At 64.6% G+C, this 15,932-nt stretch carries 14 protein-coding genes; 5 read left to right on the top strand and 9 right to left on the bottom strand.

Going from position 1 to position 15,932, the window contains the following annotated elements:
* Window positions 1-6: 6 nt before the first annotated feature.
* The 3 genes from mtr to HWX32_RS04020 all read left to right on the top strand — a co-directional run bounded on the left by mtr (window position 7) and on the right by HWX32_RS04020 (window position 4,077).
* Window positions 7-1,410 carry a mycothione reductase gene (gene mtr, locus HWX32_RS04030; protein ID WP_175934803.1) on the top strand — a complete coding sequence of 468 codons (1,404 nt, stop codon included), beginning with the start codon at window positions 7-9 and terminating at the stop codon, window positions 1,408-1,410.
* Between the two features lie 312 nt (window positions 1,411-1,722).
* Window positions 1,723-2,112 carry a hypothetical protein gene (locus tag HWX32_RS04025; protein WP_175934802.1) on the top strand — a complete coding sequence of 130 codons (390 nt, stop codon included), beginning with the start codon at window positions 1,723-1,725 and terminating at the stop codon, window positions 2,110-2,112.
* A gap of 42 nt (window positions 2,113-2,154) precedes the next feature.
* Entirely contained in the window at window positions 2,155-4,077 is a 1,923-nt protein-coding gene (locus tag HWX32_RS04020; protein ID WP_175934801.1) for a hypothetical protein, read from the top strand.
* Window positions 4,078-4,170: 93 nt separating this feature from the next.
* On the opposite strand, the gene map is transcribed toward HWX32_RS04020, so the two are convergent.
* The 5 genes from map to dxr are packed head-to-tail and all read right to left on the bottom strand — an operon-like array spanning window position 4,171 to window position 10,529.
* Window positions 4,171-5,067 (bottom strand): type I methionyl aminopeptidase, encoded by an 897-nt coding sequence (gene map / locus HWX32_RS04015; RefSeq protein WP_175934800.1) that lies wholly within the window; start codon window positions 5,065-5,067, stop codon window positions 4,171-4,173.
* A 46-nt stretch (window positions 5,068-5,113) separates the two neighbouring features.
* The gene (locus HWX32_RS04010; RefSeq protein WP_175934799.1) at window positions 5,114-6,919 is read right to left on the bottom strand and encodes a penicillin-binding transpeptidase domain-containing protein; all 1,806 of its coding nucleotides are present in this window, start codon (window positions 6,917-6,919) and stop codon (window positions 5,114-5,116) included.
* The gene (gene ispG / locus HWX32_RS04005) at window positions 6,919-8,082 is read right to left on the bottom strand and encodes a flavodoxin-dependent (E)-4-hydroxy-3-methylbut-2-enyl-diphosphate synthase (RefSeq protein WP_175934798.1); all 1,164 of its coding nucleotides are present in this window, start codon (window positions 8,080-8,082) and stop codon (window positions 6,919-6,921) included. Before ispG ends, HWX32_RS04010 begins: the two co-directional genes overlap by 1 nt.
* Window positions 8,083-8,124: 42 nt before the next feature.
* Window positions 8,125-9,333: an RIP metalloprotease gene (locus tag HWX32_RS04000; protein WP_175934797.1), complete on the bottom strand. Its 1,209-nt coding sequence runs from the start codon at window positions 9,331-9,333 to the stop codon at window positions 8,125-8,127.
* Between the two features lie 23 nt (window positions 9,334-9,356).
* A complete protein-coding gene (gene dxr / locus HWX32_RS03995) occupies window positions 9,357-10,529 on the bottom strand; it encodes a 1-deoxy-D-xylulose-5-phosphate reductoisomerase (protein WP_175934796.1) in 1,173 nt (390 codons plus the stop codon).
* A gap of 173 nt (window positions 10,530-10,702) precedes the next feature.
* Between dxr and HWX32_RS03990 the strand changes: the two genes are divergently transcribed.
* A complete protein-coding gene (locus tag HWX32_RS03990; RefSeq protein ID WP_175934795.1) occupies window positions 10,703-11,260 on the top strand; it encodes a DUF2631 domain-containing protein in 558 nt (185 codons plus the stop codon).
* Window positions 11,261-11,367: 107 nt separating this feature from the next.
* On the opposite strand, the gene rlmN is transcribed toward HWX32_RS03990, so the two are convergent.
* From rlmN to frr, 3 genes are all read right to left on the bottom strand, one after another.
* Window positions 11,368-12,495 carry a 23S rRNA (adenine(2503)-C(2))-methyltransferase RlmN gene (rlmN, locus tag HWX32_RS03985; protein ID WP_075468992.1) on the bottom strand — a complete coding sequence of 376 codons (1,128 nt, stop codon included), beginning with the start codon at window positions 12,493-12,495 and terminating at the stop codon, window positions 11,368-11,370.
* 54 nt (window positions 12,496-12,549) lie between these two features.
* Window positions 12,550-13,380: a phosphatidate cytidylyltransferase gene (locus tag HWX32_RS03980; protein ID WP_254868297.1), complete on the bottom strand. Its 831-nt coding sequence runs from the start codon at window positions 13,378-13,380 to the stop codon at window positions 12,550-12,552.
* 105 nt (window positions 13,381-13,485) lie between these two features.
* A complete protein-coding gene (gene frr / locus HWX32_RS03975; RefSeq protein WP_175934793.1) occupies window positions 13,486-14,043 on the bottom strand; it encodes a ribosome recycling factor in 558 nt (185 codons plus the stop codon).
* A 77-nt stretch (window positions 14,044-14,120) separates the two neighbouring features.
* On the opposite strand from frr, the gene HWX32_RS03970 reads away from it, so the two are divergent.
* The gene (locus tag HWX32_RS03970) at window positions 14,121-15,188 is read left to right on the top strand and encodes an amidase (RefSeq protein WP_254868252.1); all 1,068 of its coding nucleotides are present in this window, start codon (window positions 14,121-14,123) and stop codon (window positions 15,186-15,188) included.
* Between the two features lie 4 nt (window positions 15,189-15,192).
* On the opposite strand, the gene pyrH is transcribed toward HWX32_RS03970, so the two are convergent.
* Complete coding sequence (pyrH, locus tag HWX32_RS03965) at window positions 15,193-15,876, bottom strand: UMP kinase (RefSeq protein ID WP_217702886.1); 684 nt, start codon at window positions 15,874-15,876, stop codon at window positions 15,193-15,195.
* Between the last annotated feature and the right edge of the window lie 56 nt (window positions 15,877-15,932).

Here is a 15,932-nt window from a genome sequence, read left to right as displayed (position 1 = left end):
ACACCCATGGAAAAGCACTACGACCTCATCATCGTCGGCGCGGGCTCCGGCAACACGATCGTCGGACCGGATTTCGAGGACAAATCCATCGCCATCGTGGAAAAGGGCGCGTTCGGCGGCACTTGCCTGAACGTGGGCTGCATCCCCACGAAGATGTTCGTGCTCGCCGCGGAGACCGCCTACACGGCGCGCGAGGCCGGCAAGCTGGGTATCGACCTGGAATACAAGGGCGCGGATTGGCCCGGCATCGTGGAGCGCGTCTTCGACCGCCGCATCGACCTCATCGCCAAGGGCGGCGAGGAGTACCGCCGCGGCGACGGCTCCCCCAACGTGGACGTCTATAACCACGAGGCGCACTTCACCGGGCCGAAAACGCTCGCCACTGGCATTGATGGCGAGGACGCCACGATCACCGGCGACACCATTATCCTCGCCGCGGGTTCGCGCCCGTTTATCCCGGAGTGGGCCGAGGCCGTGCCGTTCCACACCAACGAGGACATCATGCGCCTCGAGAAGCAGCCGGAGAGCCTCACCATCGTCGGCGGCGGCTTCATCGCCATGGAGTTCGCGCACATCTTCGAGGCCCTCGGCACGAAGGTCACGGTGATCAACCGCTCGCCGCTGTTGCGCTCGCTGGATAAGGACATCACGGACGCCTTCAACGCGATCGCCGCGGAGCGTTTCGACGCCCGCATCGGCCGCACGGTCACCTCCGCGTCCAAGACGGACGGGGGAGTTGAGCTTTTGCTTGACGACGGCTCCGCCGTCACCTCCGAGGCCCTCCTCATCGCCACCGGCCGCGTGCCCAACTCGGACACGTTGGATGTGGCCGCCGCCGGCATCGACACCCACCCCGACGGCCGCGTGGTTGTCGACGATTTCGGGCGCACCACCGCCGCTGACGTCTGGGCTCTCGGCGACATCTCCTCGCCGTACCAACTCAAGCACGTGGCAAACGCCGAAACGCGCGCAGTGACCCACAACGTGCTGGCCGCCTGGGCCGGTCAGGACGACGCGGCGCTAAAGCCCATGCCCCACGACCACGTCCCCTACGCCGTGTTCACCCACCCGCAGATCGCCACTGTGGGCCTCACCGAGCAGCAAGCCACAGACGCCGGCCACAACGTCACCTGCATGATCCAGAACTACGGCGACGTCGCCTACGGCTGGGCGCTCGAGGACTCCACAGGCGTAGCGAAACTCGTCGCCGACAAGGACTCGGGCCAGCTCCTCGGCGCGCACTACATGGGCCCGCAGGCCTCCACTCTGATCCAACAAGCGATCACGATCCTCGCCTACGAACTCGACCTTCGCGAGTTCCCCCGCAAGCAGTACTGGATCCACCCCGCCCTGCCCGAGGTCACCGAAAACGCCATCCTCGGCCTGGAGCTCGACTTCATCGATGATTGACCCCCATTATTGGGGGCCGTAACCGAACAGGCCCCCTACCTTATAGGCACATAAGATGCCCTGGTAGGTTTCGCCAGAACGCGAATGAAGTATTAGAACCGGCCACCAGACCACAAAGTGTTGAACAATTTTATACAGACATCTTTGAAATAAAAGCTGATTTTAACGTCACTGTTCGCTATGTTTCTAAACAGACACCGGAGCGGATCCCATATGGATTTGCAGTCAGGTCTCAGGGAGCATCCAGGCTCCCGGGCTTCACGACACGAGACCGGGCGTCTTTGCCAGAACAACCAGAAAGGGATTTGTTTCATGCACAACTTCCGCAAGGCAGCGTTGGCAGGTGCCACCGCAGTAGCCGTCGCAACCGGCTCGATGTCGGTCGCAGTCGCCGACGAAACCTCCAAGCCGGCTACGAACTTCAGCTTGGACGTTCGCATCCCTGCTACGGACGAGAACGGTGTGCCAATTCAAGAGGGCCCGAAAGACAATGTCTCTCTCAAGAAAGAGGGCGATGAGCTCACTACCGGAGTGACCTGGAACCAGTTCATCGGCGAATGGGACTTCTCTAAGAGCCCGGCCGAAGGTGGCACCCCGAAGTGGGTTCCGGTTCTCTTCGCTGGCGGCATCTTCGCTATGGTCAGCGCAGTGATCGGCCTGATCGTCGGCCCGCTGTACAACTACATCGTTCACGGCCTGTAAGCCACTGACAGATTCCAGACCTACTGATTTTTAAGGATTAAAATGCGCAAGATTCGCAATACCGCTGTGGCCGCAGCTGCCACCGTGAGCCTCATCGCTGGTGGCACCTACGCCGTGGCGGAGGAGAACACCCCAGCTCCGACCAATGAGACGGCGACCGAGGCAACCAGCAAGGCCGACACCCTGAAGGCCGCCCAGGAGAAGGCTGCTGCGGACCAGAAGATTGCCGACGAGAAGATCGAAGCGGCTAAGAAGTCTGCCGAGGCAGCTAAAAAAGCCAACGCGGAGAAGAAGGCTGCCCAGAAGGCCGCCTCCGACGCAGCCGCGGTAGCAGACGCGTCCGCCGCTGATGCTGTAGAGAAGCTGCAGCAGGCTGTGGATGACCGCGAGGCTGCGGACGAGGCACAGGCGAAGCTCGACGCACTTGACCTCCAGGAAGTCGCCGACGCGGCTAATGACTCTGTGGCTGCCACCATCGCGGCTAACGAGGCTGAGGATAAGGCTGCTGCGTCCGCCAAGGCAGCGAAGGAAGCCCAGGAAGCCCAGGAAACGGCAGCTGAGGACGAGCAGAAAGCCAAAGATGCGGAGGCTGAGCTTGTCAAGGCTCAGGAGGCTGCCGTAGAGGCGACCCAGAAGGCTATCGACGACGCAATCGCGGCGAACCAGGCTCAGGACCAGGCAAACGCCTCCAAGAAGGTCGCAGATCGCATGCAGGAAATTATGCGGGACGCTATCGAGAAGGAAAACGCGGCTTCCGAGGCCCTTCAGGAGGCCACCGCGCTGCGTCAGGCTGCAGATGCCGAAGGGGCCGATGAGGCCACGAAGAAAGCCGCGGATGAGGCGGAGCAGGCCGCAGTGACGGCAGTTCAGGACGCTATCGACGCACAGATCGCCGCCAACCAGGCTGCCGCCGAGGCGGGCATCCCCGTCGAGGGCGCCCAAAGCCCCACCGCGAACCTCGAAACGGTTCAGCAAAAGGCCAACGATGACCAGAAGGCTTACGAGGATGCCAAGCAGACCGCGGACAAGTCAGCCGAGGAGGCCGTAGAGAGCCTCGAAAAGGCAGTCGACGCTAACGAAGCCGCGAATGCGGCTAACGAAAAGGCCGCCGCCTCTGCAAAGATCGCTGAGGATAAGCCATTTGACGATGCTCTTCTTCAGCAGGCTGAGGCAGACAAGAAGGCTGCTGATGAGGCTCGTGAGGCTGCGGACAAGGCGGCTGAGACGGCTGTCGAGAAGCTGAAGGAAGCCCAGGCCGCGAAGCAGGCTGCCGACGAGGCCGAGGCGAAGGCCACTGCGTCCGCCGACGCGGCAGTCGAGGCCACCAACAAGTCCATTGCGGACACCATCGCTAAGAACAAGGCTGCTGACGAAGAGAATGCAGCAAACAAGGCAGCAAAGCAGGCTGAGGACGCGAAGGCCGCTGCGGAGGAGGACCGTGACGAGGCCGAAAAGCAGGCCAAGGCCTCCAAGGAGGCCAAGGATAAGCTCGCGCCGACCGAGGAGCAGGTCAAGCAGGTGCGTGAGCTGCTCGGTCAGCCCGAGGCGCTAAAGAAGGCGGTCAAGGGCAAGGGCTTTAAGTACGATATCAAGACTCCGGAGGAGTTTGACGCTCTCACCAAGGACGAACGCGACGTTTACGTCGTGGCCCTCATCGAGGCGTTCGGCGGTGAACTGCCGGTCTTCACCGGCGAGGAGCGCGTCCTGCTGCAGCCGAACTCCTCCGAGAAGATCGGCAAGGCCGGTTCCGAGGAGCGCAAGGCTGACCAGGCCAAGTCGTTCTACATCAGCGACGCGTTCAAGGGCGCGGACGGCAAGACCGACCGCGCGGCTGTTCCGGGCTGGGCAGAGGCATGGCTCAACACCACCATTATCGCCTCTGTTGCCGCCATCATCGGCCTGGTGATCGCTGGCTTCAACTTCGCCATCTACAACGGCTGGATCCAGCACCCGTTCGGCCGCTAATCGCTGATTAGCCCCGAGCGTGAGGCCCCGTCGCAATAGCGGCGGGGCCTCTTCCCTGTTCTTGGATTTATATACGAAGTGCGCGGCGGGCTCTTACCCCGCCATGTGCTGGCCCGCAGCAATATCGGCATCGGGGATCGTGAGGATCTCGTTGCCGTCCTCGGTAATCACGATGGTGTGCTCGAACTGTGCGGTGTACTCGCCGTCGATGTTCTGCACCGTCCAGCCGTCGTCCCACACGCGGTACGGCAGCTCGCCGAGGTTGATCATCGGCTCGATGGTGAGCGTCATGCCCGGCTCGAGTACGTCGCGGTAGGCGTCGGAATCGTAGTGCAGCACAACGAGGCCGTTGTGGAATGTCGGGCCGACGCCGTGGCCGGTGAAGTCGGTAACCACGTTGTAGCCGAAGCGCTTCGCGTAGGACTCGATGACGCGTCCGATGACGTTGATCTCGCGGCCCGGCTTCGCCACCTTGATGCCGCGCATCATCGCTTCGTAGGTGCGGTCGACGAGCAGTTTGTGCTCTTCTGCAACTTCGCCGGCGAAAAAGGTGGCGTTCGTGTCGCCGTGCACGCCGTTCTTGTAGGCGGTGACGTCGATGTTCACGATGTCACCCTCCTTAATCACGGTGGTGTCGGGGATGCCGTGGCAGACGATCTCGTTGAGCGAGATGCAGCTGGACTTCGGGTATCCGCGGTAGCCGAGGGTGGAGGGATACGCGCCGTGATCGATGAGGTAATCGTGGACGATGCCGTCGATCTCGTCGGTGGTCTTGCCCGGCTCGATGGCCGCACCTGCCAGGGCGAGTGCGTTCGCGGCGATCTTGGAAGACTCGCGCATCGCCTCGATGGTCTCCGGCGTCTGGACGACGGGTTCGCCGATGTTTTCCTGGACGTCGTTCTTCCAGGCGTACTCGGGGCGCTGGATGTCCTTGGGCACCTTGCGCTCAGGCGTGGGTTTTCCGGGGGTAAGTAGGCCTCTTGGATTCATGGGGACAATGGTAGTCCCGAGGTCAAATACGCCCCGAGAGACCGGGCTATTCAGCGTTGAGGTTAGACAGCATCGTGTTCGTAAGCGCCACCGCGGCCTCCGAGCCGCCGCCGAGGACGACGAGGGTGGCGAACGCAATATCGTCGTCAGCCCTGTACCCGGTGAACCAGGAGTGCGACCCAGCGTTGATTTCCGCCTCGCCGGTCTTGCCGCGGATGTCGCCGCCAGCGCTCATGCCGCCTGCGGTGCCGCCTGGGCTGGTGACGGCGGCCATGAGGCGGCGGAGCTCGTCGATAGCCTCTGGCGGAAGCGGCTGCACTTCCTCCCCCACCTTGGTCTCCGCGCCCTTGACCAGGTAGGGCACAGGCATGGAACCGCGGGCTGCTGTGGCTGCGACGAGGGCCATGCCGAACGGGCTGGCCAAGTCGTGCCCCTGGCCGTAACCGGCCTCAGTGCGGTCGAGGGCTTCCTCGCCCGTCGGGATGGAACCGGTGATGGTCTCCACCCCGGGGATCTCCATGTCCAGGCCCAGGCCGAACTGTTTACCCACTGCCTCGAGCTCGCCGGGAGCAAGCTTGGTGGAGATGTCGGCGAACGTGGTGTTGCAGGAGCGGGCGAAGGCGAGCTCCAGCGGCACCGTGCCAAGGCCGAAGCCCGTATAGTTCGTCACGGTGCGACCGTAGATGTCCATGGTGCTCGGGCACGGCACCGGCGAATCCGGGGTGAGCCCCTGTTTGGTGAGCCCGGCGGCGGCGGTGATGATCTTGAACGTGGAGCCCGGCGGGTACTGGCCCATCGTCGCGAGGTTGCCCTCCTTGTCCGCCGCTGGGGTTTGCGCGATGGCGAGGATGCCGCCGGTGGAGGGGCGAATGGCCACGATCATGGCTTGCTGCCCGGCGACGGGTTCGAGCGCCGCTTCCGCAGCCTGCTGCACGCGGTGGTCCAGCGAGATGTGCACCGCCGGGGCGGGGTTCGGCTCGGTGCGCTCGATGTCCTCCAGCGCGGCGCCGTTTTCGTTGACTACGGACACGCTCCAGCCGGCGTCGCCCTCCAGGTCGTCGCGGACGAGTTCGCCGACGCGGGCCATGATGTCCGGGGCGAAATCAGGCTGGGAGTTGACCATCGCAGCTTCCTCGTTGAGCCGCACGCCCGGCTCGCCTGCGAGGGCATCCGTGAACGCCTCTGCGGCAGCGGCTGGGATAACGGCGGCCGAGTAGACGTCGCCGGCATTGGCGATACCCTCTGCGATGGCATCCGCGCCGATAAGGGGTACGCCACGGTCCACTTCGTGCGCGCGCTCTAAGGCACGAGAGATGCCGGCGGCAGCGGCGCCGGGGGTGGAGATGTCGCCGGTGTCCACCAGCACACGGAACGCGACGCCGGGTTTGAGCAGCTCCACGCCGTCGGAGGAGACCACCGAGGCCTGCACTGGAGGGATCGCGCGCAACTCCAAGTGCTGGTTCGCGCCCAGGCGCGGGTGCAGCACAGACGGCTGCCAGCGCACCGTCCACTCCCCCTGCGTCTGGGTTAGCGTGGCTTGCGCGTCGTAGGTGAGTTCGCGCTCGCGCGGCAGGTGCCAGGTGAGTGTGTATTTTGCGGTGGCGAGGTTCTCGGCCTGGTTGATGTCGCCCAGCTCCGCGTCGAGCGACTCCGCCTGCAAACCGTCCCAGGTGGATTGAAGGGAGGAGTCGGCGGCGGAAGCATCGTCGATAAGCGAACTGTTCACCTCGCGACTCTCTAAAGCCGCAAGAAACGCACTTGCCGCTGGCTCCGCGTCATTCGGGCGCGGCGTGCACGCCGCGAGCGACACCGCGAGCACAACCGCACCCCACAGGGCGAAAACGCGCCGCATTAACGCGTGACCTTCACCTCAGGGCCCGAGCCCGCGACCTGCTCCAGCCCCTCCTCCTCAGCAATACGATTCGCGTGCGCGATCAGGGTCTCCACGATGTCGGCCTCCGGCACCGTCTCCACCACCTCGCCCTTGACGAAGATCTGGCCCTTGCCGTTACCCGACGCCACGCCGAGATCCGCATCGCGAGCCTCGCCAGGGCCATTTACGACGCAGCCCATGACGGCGACGCGCAACGGGTACTCCATGTCCTCGAGGCCAGCCGTGACCTCCTCGGCGAGCTTGTACACGTCCACCTGCGCGCGGCCACACGACGGGCAAGACACGATCTCCAGCTTGCGGGGACGCAGGTTCAACGACTGCAGGATCTGGTCGCCGACCTTGATCTCCTCCACCGGATCCGCGGACAGGGACACGCGGATGGTGTCGCCGATGCCCTGGGAGAGCAGGGCGCCGAACGCGACGGAAGACTTGATGGTGCCCATGAACTTCGGGCCCGCCTCCGTCACGCCGAGGTGCAGCGGGTAATCCGTCTTCTCCGCGAGCTGGCGGTAGGCCTCCACCATGAGCACCGGGTCGGAGTGCTTCACGGAAATGGCGATATCGCCGTAGCCGTACTCCTCGAACAGCCCAGCCTCGTAGATCGCGGATTCGACCAGCGCCTCCGGGGTGGCCTTGCCGTACTTTTTCAGCAGGCGCTTATCCAGGGAGCCGCCGTTGACGCCGATGCGGATCGGGATGCCGGCGTCGCCCGCGGCCTTCGCCACCTCTTTGACGCGGCCGTCGAACTCCTTGATGTTGCCCGGGTTCACGCGCACCGCGGCGCAGCCGGCATCGATGGCCGCGAAGATGTACTTCGGCTGGAAGTGAATATCCGCGATGACCGGGATCGGCGACTTCGCCGCGATAGCCGGCAGGGCCTCCGCGTCCACCGTCTTCGGGCACGCGACACGCACAATGTCGCAACCGGCGGTGGCCAGCTGCGCGATCTGCTGCAACGTGGCGTTGATATCGTGCGTTTTCGTGGTGGTCATCGACTGCACAGTGATCGGGTGGTCCGAACCGACGCCGACACCACCCACCATCAGCTGGCGGGTCTTCCGACGCGGGGCCAGCGTGGGGGCCGGACCTTCTGGCATGCCTAATCCGATGGGAGCGCTCATAGGTGCATACCTTACACCCGAACTGCGCGGAAACCGGGGCGCCTAGCCGAGGAGGCGAATCGGATTGACCACGTCCGCCAGCATGACGAACAAGCCCACCACGAGCAGCAGGCCGGCCATGGTGATGGTCAGCGGCATGAGCTTCTCGTAATTCACCGGCGGGCCCGGCTTCTTGCCGCGAAGGCGGCGGAAGAAATCGCGGATCTTTTCGTAGAGCACCACCGCGATGTGGCCGCCGTCGAGCGGTGGCAGCGGCACCAGGTTGAACAGGGCGAGGAAGAAGTTCAGGCTGGCCAGCATCATCCAAAACGCCGGCCACTGGTCTTGGGCCACCAACTCGCCGCCCGCGCGGGAAGCGCCGATGATGGAAATTGGCCCCTCCATGTCGCGCTCCGCGCCGAAGACGGATGCCACCACGCCCGGGATCATGGACGGGAACTTCGCGATGCCCTCGACCGTGGCGCCGAGCATCTGGCCGGTGAAGTTAAACGTGGCCGGCACCGCCTCTGCCGGGCCGAACTGCTTCACCGCCTCCTTGATGGGGGCGGCAGTGATGCCGACGGCGCCGATGGTGATCGGCTCGCCCGTTTGCGCGTTGATGCGGGTCACCGGCTCGATGGGGACTTCAAAGGTGTGGGGTTGGTTGTCGCGGAGCACGTCGATAAGCACCTGCTCCCCCGGGCGCTCTATGACGTAATCGCGCAGATCGTAGAACGTCTCCACCGGGTTTCCATCGACGGCGGTGAGCGTGTCGCCCGCTCGAATGCCAGCGGTGCCCGCCGGACCTGCGCCCGAGCACTCCGCGAGCGTCTCCGCGTCCACCTGGTCCGCGACGCAGGTGACCTCGCCGACGCGCGGTGTGGTGTCTGCGTACGGGTTCGGGATTCCGCTCGTGGTGGCCACCAGGTAGATCAGGACCACGCCGATGAGCAGATTCATCACGATGCCGCCCGCGAGCACCGCAATGCGCTGCCACGCGGGCTTGTTCACCATCGCGTGCGGGGCTTCCTCCGGCGTGACCGGATCCATCGCCGTCATGCCCGCGATATCGCAAAATCCGCCGAACGGCAGCGCCGCGAGACCGTACTCCGTGTTCCCCTTCTTCGTGGACCAAAGAGTCGGGCCGAAGCCAATGAAGTAGCGGCGCACTCGCATGCCGAACGCGCGGGCGGTAAACATATGCCCCGCTTCGTGCAAGGCAATCGACGCCGTGATCGCCAACGCGAACACGACGATGCCAAAGAAACCCAAAAGGTGCCTTTACTGGGAAGGTACTAACGCTGCTCGGCGCGCGAGATCGCCATACCGACGTACTCGCGCGCCGTTGCCTCAGTACGCATCACGTCGTAGACGTCGGTCGGCGTCTTCGCGAACTCGCCGGCACGCTCCAACACGTCCGCGATGATGTCCACAATCTGCGGGAACTTGATGCGGCCAGCGAAGAACGCATCAACCGCGCCCTCGTTTGCAGCGTTGTACACCGCCGGGTACGGATCCCCCATCTTCGCGGCCTCACGCGCGAGCTCCACCGCCGGGAAATCCGTGGAATCGAGCGGTTCAAACTCCCACGTAAACGCCTCCGAAAAATCGAGAGCTGGCTGCGCGTCCGGCATGCGGTCCGGCCAATTCAGCGCCAAAGAAATCGGCAGCTTCATCGACGGCTCGGACGCCTGCGCGATCGTTGCACCGTCCTGGAACGTCACCATCGAGTGCACCACTGACTGCGGGTGCACCGTGACATCAATGAGATCCGGGTCGATGTCGAACAACAACGACGCCTCAATAAGCTCCAGGCCTTTATTCACCAGCGTCGCCGAGTTGATGGAATTCATCGCGCCCATCGACCACGTCGGGTGCGCCACCGCCTCATCCGGCGTAACATTCATCAGCTCGTCGCGGTGCTTGCCGCGGAACGGGCCGCCCGAAGCCGTGAGCACAAGACGGGACACGGCACCGTGCTCCTCGCCGCGCAAGCACTGCGCCATCGCAGAGTGCTCCGAATCTACCGGCACAATCTGGCCCGGCTGCGCGGCATCCAACACCGTGCGGCCACCGGCCACCAGTGACTCCTTATTCGCCAGGGCGAGCGTCGCACCGGACTTCAGCACCTCAAGCGTGGCCGGAAGACCAGCGGAGCCGACAAGGGCGTTGAGGACAAGGTCGGCCGGTTGAGCGTCGACAAGCGCGGGCGCGCAATTATCACCAGTGATGACATAACCGCCAAGCGCCTTCGACACCTTCTTCGCGCCCTCAATATCGCGCACCGCGACCTGGTCCGCGGACAGGCCGAACTCAAGCGCCTGCTCAATGAGCAGATCCGGATTATTACCGCCGGTAGCCAAACCGACAACGTTGAACTTATCGGGATTCTCCCGGATCACCTCAACCGTCTGCGTGCCGATGGAACCGGTCGAACCCAGGATCATTACATCTTTCACGCGCACCATTGTGCCACGAAAGAGACCATCGGTGCACCTTAGCGCCACAAATACAGCCGAAGCAGGCAGACTGTGGTGCGAAAGTTTGAACACATTGGGGGTATCTGTGCCCCTAAGAGCCCCCCGGTGTGAGATGATAGGCGGAGTTAAAACCCGTTCCCCGCAATAAAAGGAGCATTCCCGTGGCCCACGCGAAGGACAAGGCACCGCAGGTGTACAACGGCGTATCCGAGGCTGACGTGCCCTCCGCACGCTTCGGCTGGAGCGAATTCTCGGACAGCACCATCCAAACCGCCGGCTGGATCTCCGTCGCATTCCTCGTTGCCTACAACTTCGGCAACCACCAGGGCCACGTGGAGACCATCTGGCTCATTGCGCTCGCAGTGGTGATCGCGCTCGGTCTGATCCTGCACGCAGTGAAGCCGAAGCTGTCCCAGGTGCGCACCGTGACCTCTCACAACAAGCCGGTCGGCCACCAGGAGCCCGACTGGACCTACGACCAGGCCACCCTGTCAGGCCCGGTGTACGAGAACCTCACCGACTCCCAGCTGCGCGCGCTGAACATCGAGCCGGCCCGCGTTGCGCACCTGCGTCCTGGTTACCAGGAGCAGCGCGCCGTGACGACCGAGCGTGTTGAGACCGTTGAGACCCGTCGCGTTGCCGCTGAGCCGGTCCGCGAAAGCCGCGAGACCGTCGAGGTGATCGAGGTCGAGCCGCGCGGGAAGCACGAGGCGCGCTAAGCGTTAGGTGTTGTTTGGCTCTGTGATTGAGCTGTGAGGCCAGCCCGGTTGGGCTGGCCTTTTTGGTTTCCTGGGGTGTGGGGCTGGGGCCAGTGGGTTGGGGCGGGTTAGCCGACCTTCTCGTCCGCCGCGAGCTGGCCGCAGGCCGCCGCAATCTCCTGGCCCTTCGTGTCACGCACGGTGCAGGGCACACCCTGGGCGATGACGCGGCGCACGAACTCTGCCTGGCGGTCCTTGGGCGACGCGTCCCACTTGGAGCCCGGGGTCGGGTTAAGCGGGATCAGGTTCACGTGGACCCGGGAGCCAAGTGCCTTGTGCAGCTTCTGCCCCAGCATGTCCGCGCGGAAGTCCTGGTCGTTCATGTCGCGGATGAGGGCGTACTCGATGGACACGCGGCGGCCGGTCTGGTCGGCGTAGTACGCGGCCGCGTCCAGGACGTCCTCAACGGAGAAGCGGTTGTTCATGGGGACGAGTTCGTCGCGGAGCTCGTCGTCAGGCGTGTGCAGCGAAACGGCAAGCGTGCAGGACAGGCCCTCGTCCGCAAGGCGGCGGATCTGCGGTGCAAGCCCCACCGTGGAAACAGTCACGTTGCGCTGGGAAATGCCGAAACCGTCCGGCGACGGCTGGGTGATCTGGCGGACTGCCGAGAGCATGCGGTTGTAGTTCGCGAGCGGCTCGCCCATGCCCATGAACACCACGTTGGACAGGCGCGAACCTTCGGCGGCCATCATCGCGGCGGCGGCGCGGACCTGATCCACGATCTCCGCGGTGGACAGGTTGCGGTCCAGGCCACCCTGGCCGGTGGCGCAGAACGGGCACGCCATGCCGCAGCCAGCCTGCGAAGAGATGCACAGTGTGGCGCGGTCCGGGTAGCGCATGAGGACGGACTCCAGAAGAATTCCGTCGTGGAGACGCCAGAGGGTCTTCGTCGTGTCGCCCTCGTCCGTCTCCACCGTGCGCACCGGGGTGAGCAGCGTGGGAAAGAGAGCGTCCTTGACCAGCTGACGCTGGTTCTCCGGCAGATCCGTCATAGTGAGCGGATCCGCCTCGAACTTGCCGTAGTAATGGCGCGCGATCTGGTCGGCGCGGAACTTCGGCAGGCCCAGCTCCTTCAGCGCGTCGATGCGCTCCTGCTTAGAAAGGTCCGCGAAGTGCTTCGGCGGCATGCCCCGCTTCGGGGACAGCAGCTGGATCTTCGGGACGTTGCCGGTGGTGGCTTCGGGTTGCTCGCTCATAATGCGCCCCATTTTGGCACGTGGAGCGCACGAGTTCTAATCCGCGTGCGCGAGCTAGATTGCGCCGGCGTTCATAAACGCGATGGTGGTGAGCAGGATGTAGGTCGCCGCGGCCGCCGGCAACATGCCGTCGAGACGGTCCATGATGCCGCCGTGCCCCGGCAGCAGCTGCGACATGTCCTTGATGCCCAGCTCTCGCTTGAACTGGCTTTCCACCAAATCGCCCATGGTTGCGCAGATGACAAGGGCGATGCCAAGGACGATGCCCATCCACCAGGGGCCGTCGATAAGGAAATGCACCACAAGCACACCGGTGACAATGCCGAAGCACATCGAGCCCGCGAAGCCTTCCCAGCTCTTGTTCGGGCTGATAGCCGGGGCCATCGGGTGAGAACCGAACATCACGCCCGAGGCGTAGCCGCCGACGTCGTTGGCCACCACGCACAGCATGAACGCCACGATGTAGGCGGACCCGGAGACTCCGCCCTCGCTAATGCGCGAGATCATCGCGGCGAAGGCGCCGAACAGCGGGATCCACGCAAGCACGAAAATACCCACGGCAGTATCGCGCAGGTAATTCTCCGGGTGGTTGTGGCGGCCGCGGTGGAACATGCCCCAGAACATGACCACCAACACGGCGAGCGCGAAACCGGTGACCAGCCCGGAGGGGCCGTAGGGCCACGACGCCCAAATCATCACCTGCCCGAGGATGATCAACAGCGTGCGCGGCTGGATGTAACCAGCCTCGCGCAGACGCGTGAGCACCTCCCACATGGCCAACGCCATCGCGACGGCGACAAGGGGGTACCACGCGTTGGGGCCGACCCACACCGCACCGATGACGAGCGCGCCGAGCACCACGCCGGTAGCGATTGCCGCAGGCAGGTTACGCCCGGCCTTGTTCTTTGGTTTCGGCGCGCGCGACGGCCAGCGGCTGGGATGCGCGCGCTCATCCCCGGCAGTATTTGCGCCCGTTTGGGTGGGAGACACCTAGACCTCCAGCAGCTCCGACTCCTTGCGCTGCACCAGCTCATCGATCTGCGAGACGTAGGTCTGCGTGGTCTTATCCAGCTCCTTCTCGGCGGCCTGGACTTCGTCCTCGCCCGCGTCGCCGTCCTTCTGGATCTTCTTCAGCGAATCCATGCCCTGGCGGCGCACGTTACGGATGGCCACCTTGCCTTCCTCGCCCTTCTGCTTCGCCTGCTTCACCAGCTCCTTGCGGCGCTCCTCCGTCAGCTGCGGGATGGTCACGCGGATGACCTGGCCGTCGTCGGTCGGGTTCACGCCAAGGTCGGAGTTGCGAATCGCGTCCTCGATGTCGCGCATCGTGGACTGGTCGTACGGCTTGATCAACAGCATGCGCGGCTCCGGCACCGAGATGGTTGCCATCTGGTTAATCGGCGTCGGCGCGCCGTAAAACTCCGCCATCACGCCGTTGAACATCGCGGGGTTTGCGCGGCCGGTGCGGATGGTCACCAACTCCTCACGGGTGTGCTCCACGGAGGAGGTCATGCGCTCTTCGGCATCCATCAACACGTCGTCAATCATGGGTACATCCCTACTTTCGTCTTTTAAACTCACGTGCCCACCAACTTACCAGCGCGCCCGACGCCTACACTGGCGCCATGCTGCACCCCGCGTTCACCCACGTGATCGATCCCCCGCTCACCGGCCCGACCGGCAGGCTGAGCGGGTGGAGCATCCCGGTGAAAGACGGCACCGACATCGCGGGAGTGCCCACCACCCACGGAAACCCAGCACGCGCGTACGTGGCGGAAAAGACGGACCCGTTCGTGCAACTCCTGCTGGAACTGGGCGCGACAGTCCCGGCGAAGACGTTGACGTCGGAGCTGGGTGCGACGTGTTACGCAGAGCGCGAGGGGGTGCCGGTGTTGGAATCGCCGGCGCACCCCGGGTGTACGCCCGGTGGTTCGTCGGCGGGCGCCGCGGTTGTCGTGGCTGACGGCACGGTGCGGGCGGCGCACGGAACGGACGCAGGGGGCTCGATTCGCGTGCCCGCCGCCGCGTGCGAAGTGGTGGGGCTCAAGCTGGGGAGCAGCCGGCTGGCGGCGCACGGATTTCTCACCCGAAGCGTGGCGGACCAACGCGAGCTGCTGGGGTTGCCGAGCCGGGGGATGCGACGGTTGAAGATTGGGGTGCTCACCGAGGGGTTATTCGCGCGACCCGATCTGCAGGACTCCCGCGGCGCGGCGGTCGAACGCGCCGCGGCGAAGTTGAGCCAGCACCACGAGGTGGTGCAGGTGCGCCCCTACCCCGGCTCGCTGGAAACGTACGCACACTTCACCACGGCAATCACGCACGCGTTTCGCAACGTGGACCCGCGAGACAGCGCATACATCGCCTGGCTGGTGGAGCGCGCCCTCCAGGTGACCCCGGCACAGGTTGAGGCCGCAAGGTCGCACGCCCGCGAGCTTCCGGGTCTGCTCGCTCGCCCGTGGGGTGTGGACGTGCTGCTCTCCCCCACGCTCGCCTACGACCCGCCGGCGCTCGGCCACTTCCCCGCCATGGCACCGGAAGACAGCTTCCACGCTCAGACGGATTGGTCGCCCTGGTGCTCGCTGTTCAACGTGCTGCGCACGCCCGCCATCGCGCTAGGCCCGGTGCACCTCGGCGCAGTGACGGTTTCGGTGGAGGAACTGGTTGGGGTGGCGGAGCTCGTCGATAAGCAATAGCTCCCTACGCGACGAGCGTGCCCACCTGTTCGCCCGCCACCGCACGCGCGATGTTGCCCTGCTCGAGCAAGTTGAACACGAGGATCGGCATGTTGTTGTCCATGCACAGGCTGAACGCGGTGGCATCCGCAACCTTCAGGCCGTGCTCGATGACCTGGCGCGGGGAAATCTCGGAGTAAAGCTTGGCGTCCGGGTTCTCGCGCGGATCCGAGTCGTACACCCCGTCGACCGCCTTCGCCATGAGCAGCACCTCGCAGCCGATCTCCAGCGCACGCTGCGCGGCCGTGGTGTCCGTGGAGAAGTACGGCATACCCATACCCGCGCCGAAAATGACCACGCGCCCCTTCTCCAGGTGACGCGCGGCGCGCAGCGGCAAGTACGGCTCCGCAATCTGCGCCATGTTGATCGCGGTCTGCACGCGGCAATCCACCCCCTCCTGCTGCAGGAAATCCTGCAGCGCCAGGCAGTTCATCACCGTGCCGAGCATGCCCATGTAGTCCGAACGCGCACGATCCATGCCACGCTGCTGCAGCTGGGCACCGCGGAAGAAGTTGCCGCCGCCAATCACCACCGCAACCTCGGTGCCGCCGCGCGCGATCTCAGCGATCTGCTTCGCCACACTTTCCACCACGTCCGGGTCGATGCCCACCTTGCCGCCGCCGAACATCTCACCACCCAGCTTCAACATCACTCGCTTGTAGCCCTGCCGCGTTGGCGCTTCGGTCACGTTCTTTCAGCTCCTTG

It is taken from the genome of Corynebacterium sp. Marseille-P4321, assembly GCF_903645305.1.
In the GTDB taxonomy this organism is placed as follows: domain Bacteria; phylum Actinomycetota; class Actinomycetes; order Mycobacteriales; family Mycobacteriaceae; genus Corynebacterium.
This window is presented reverse-complemented; position numbering and strand designations above follow the sequence as displayed.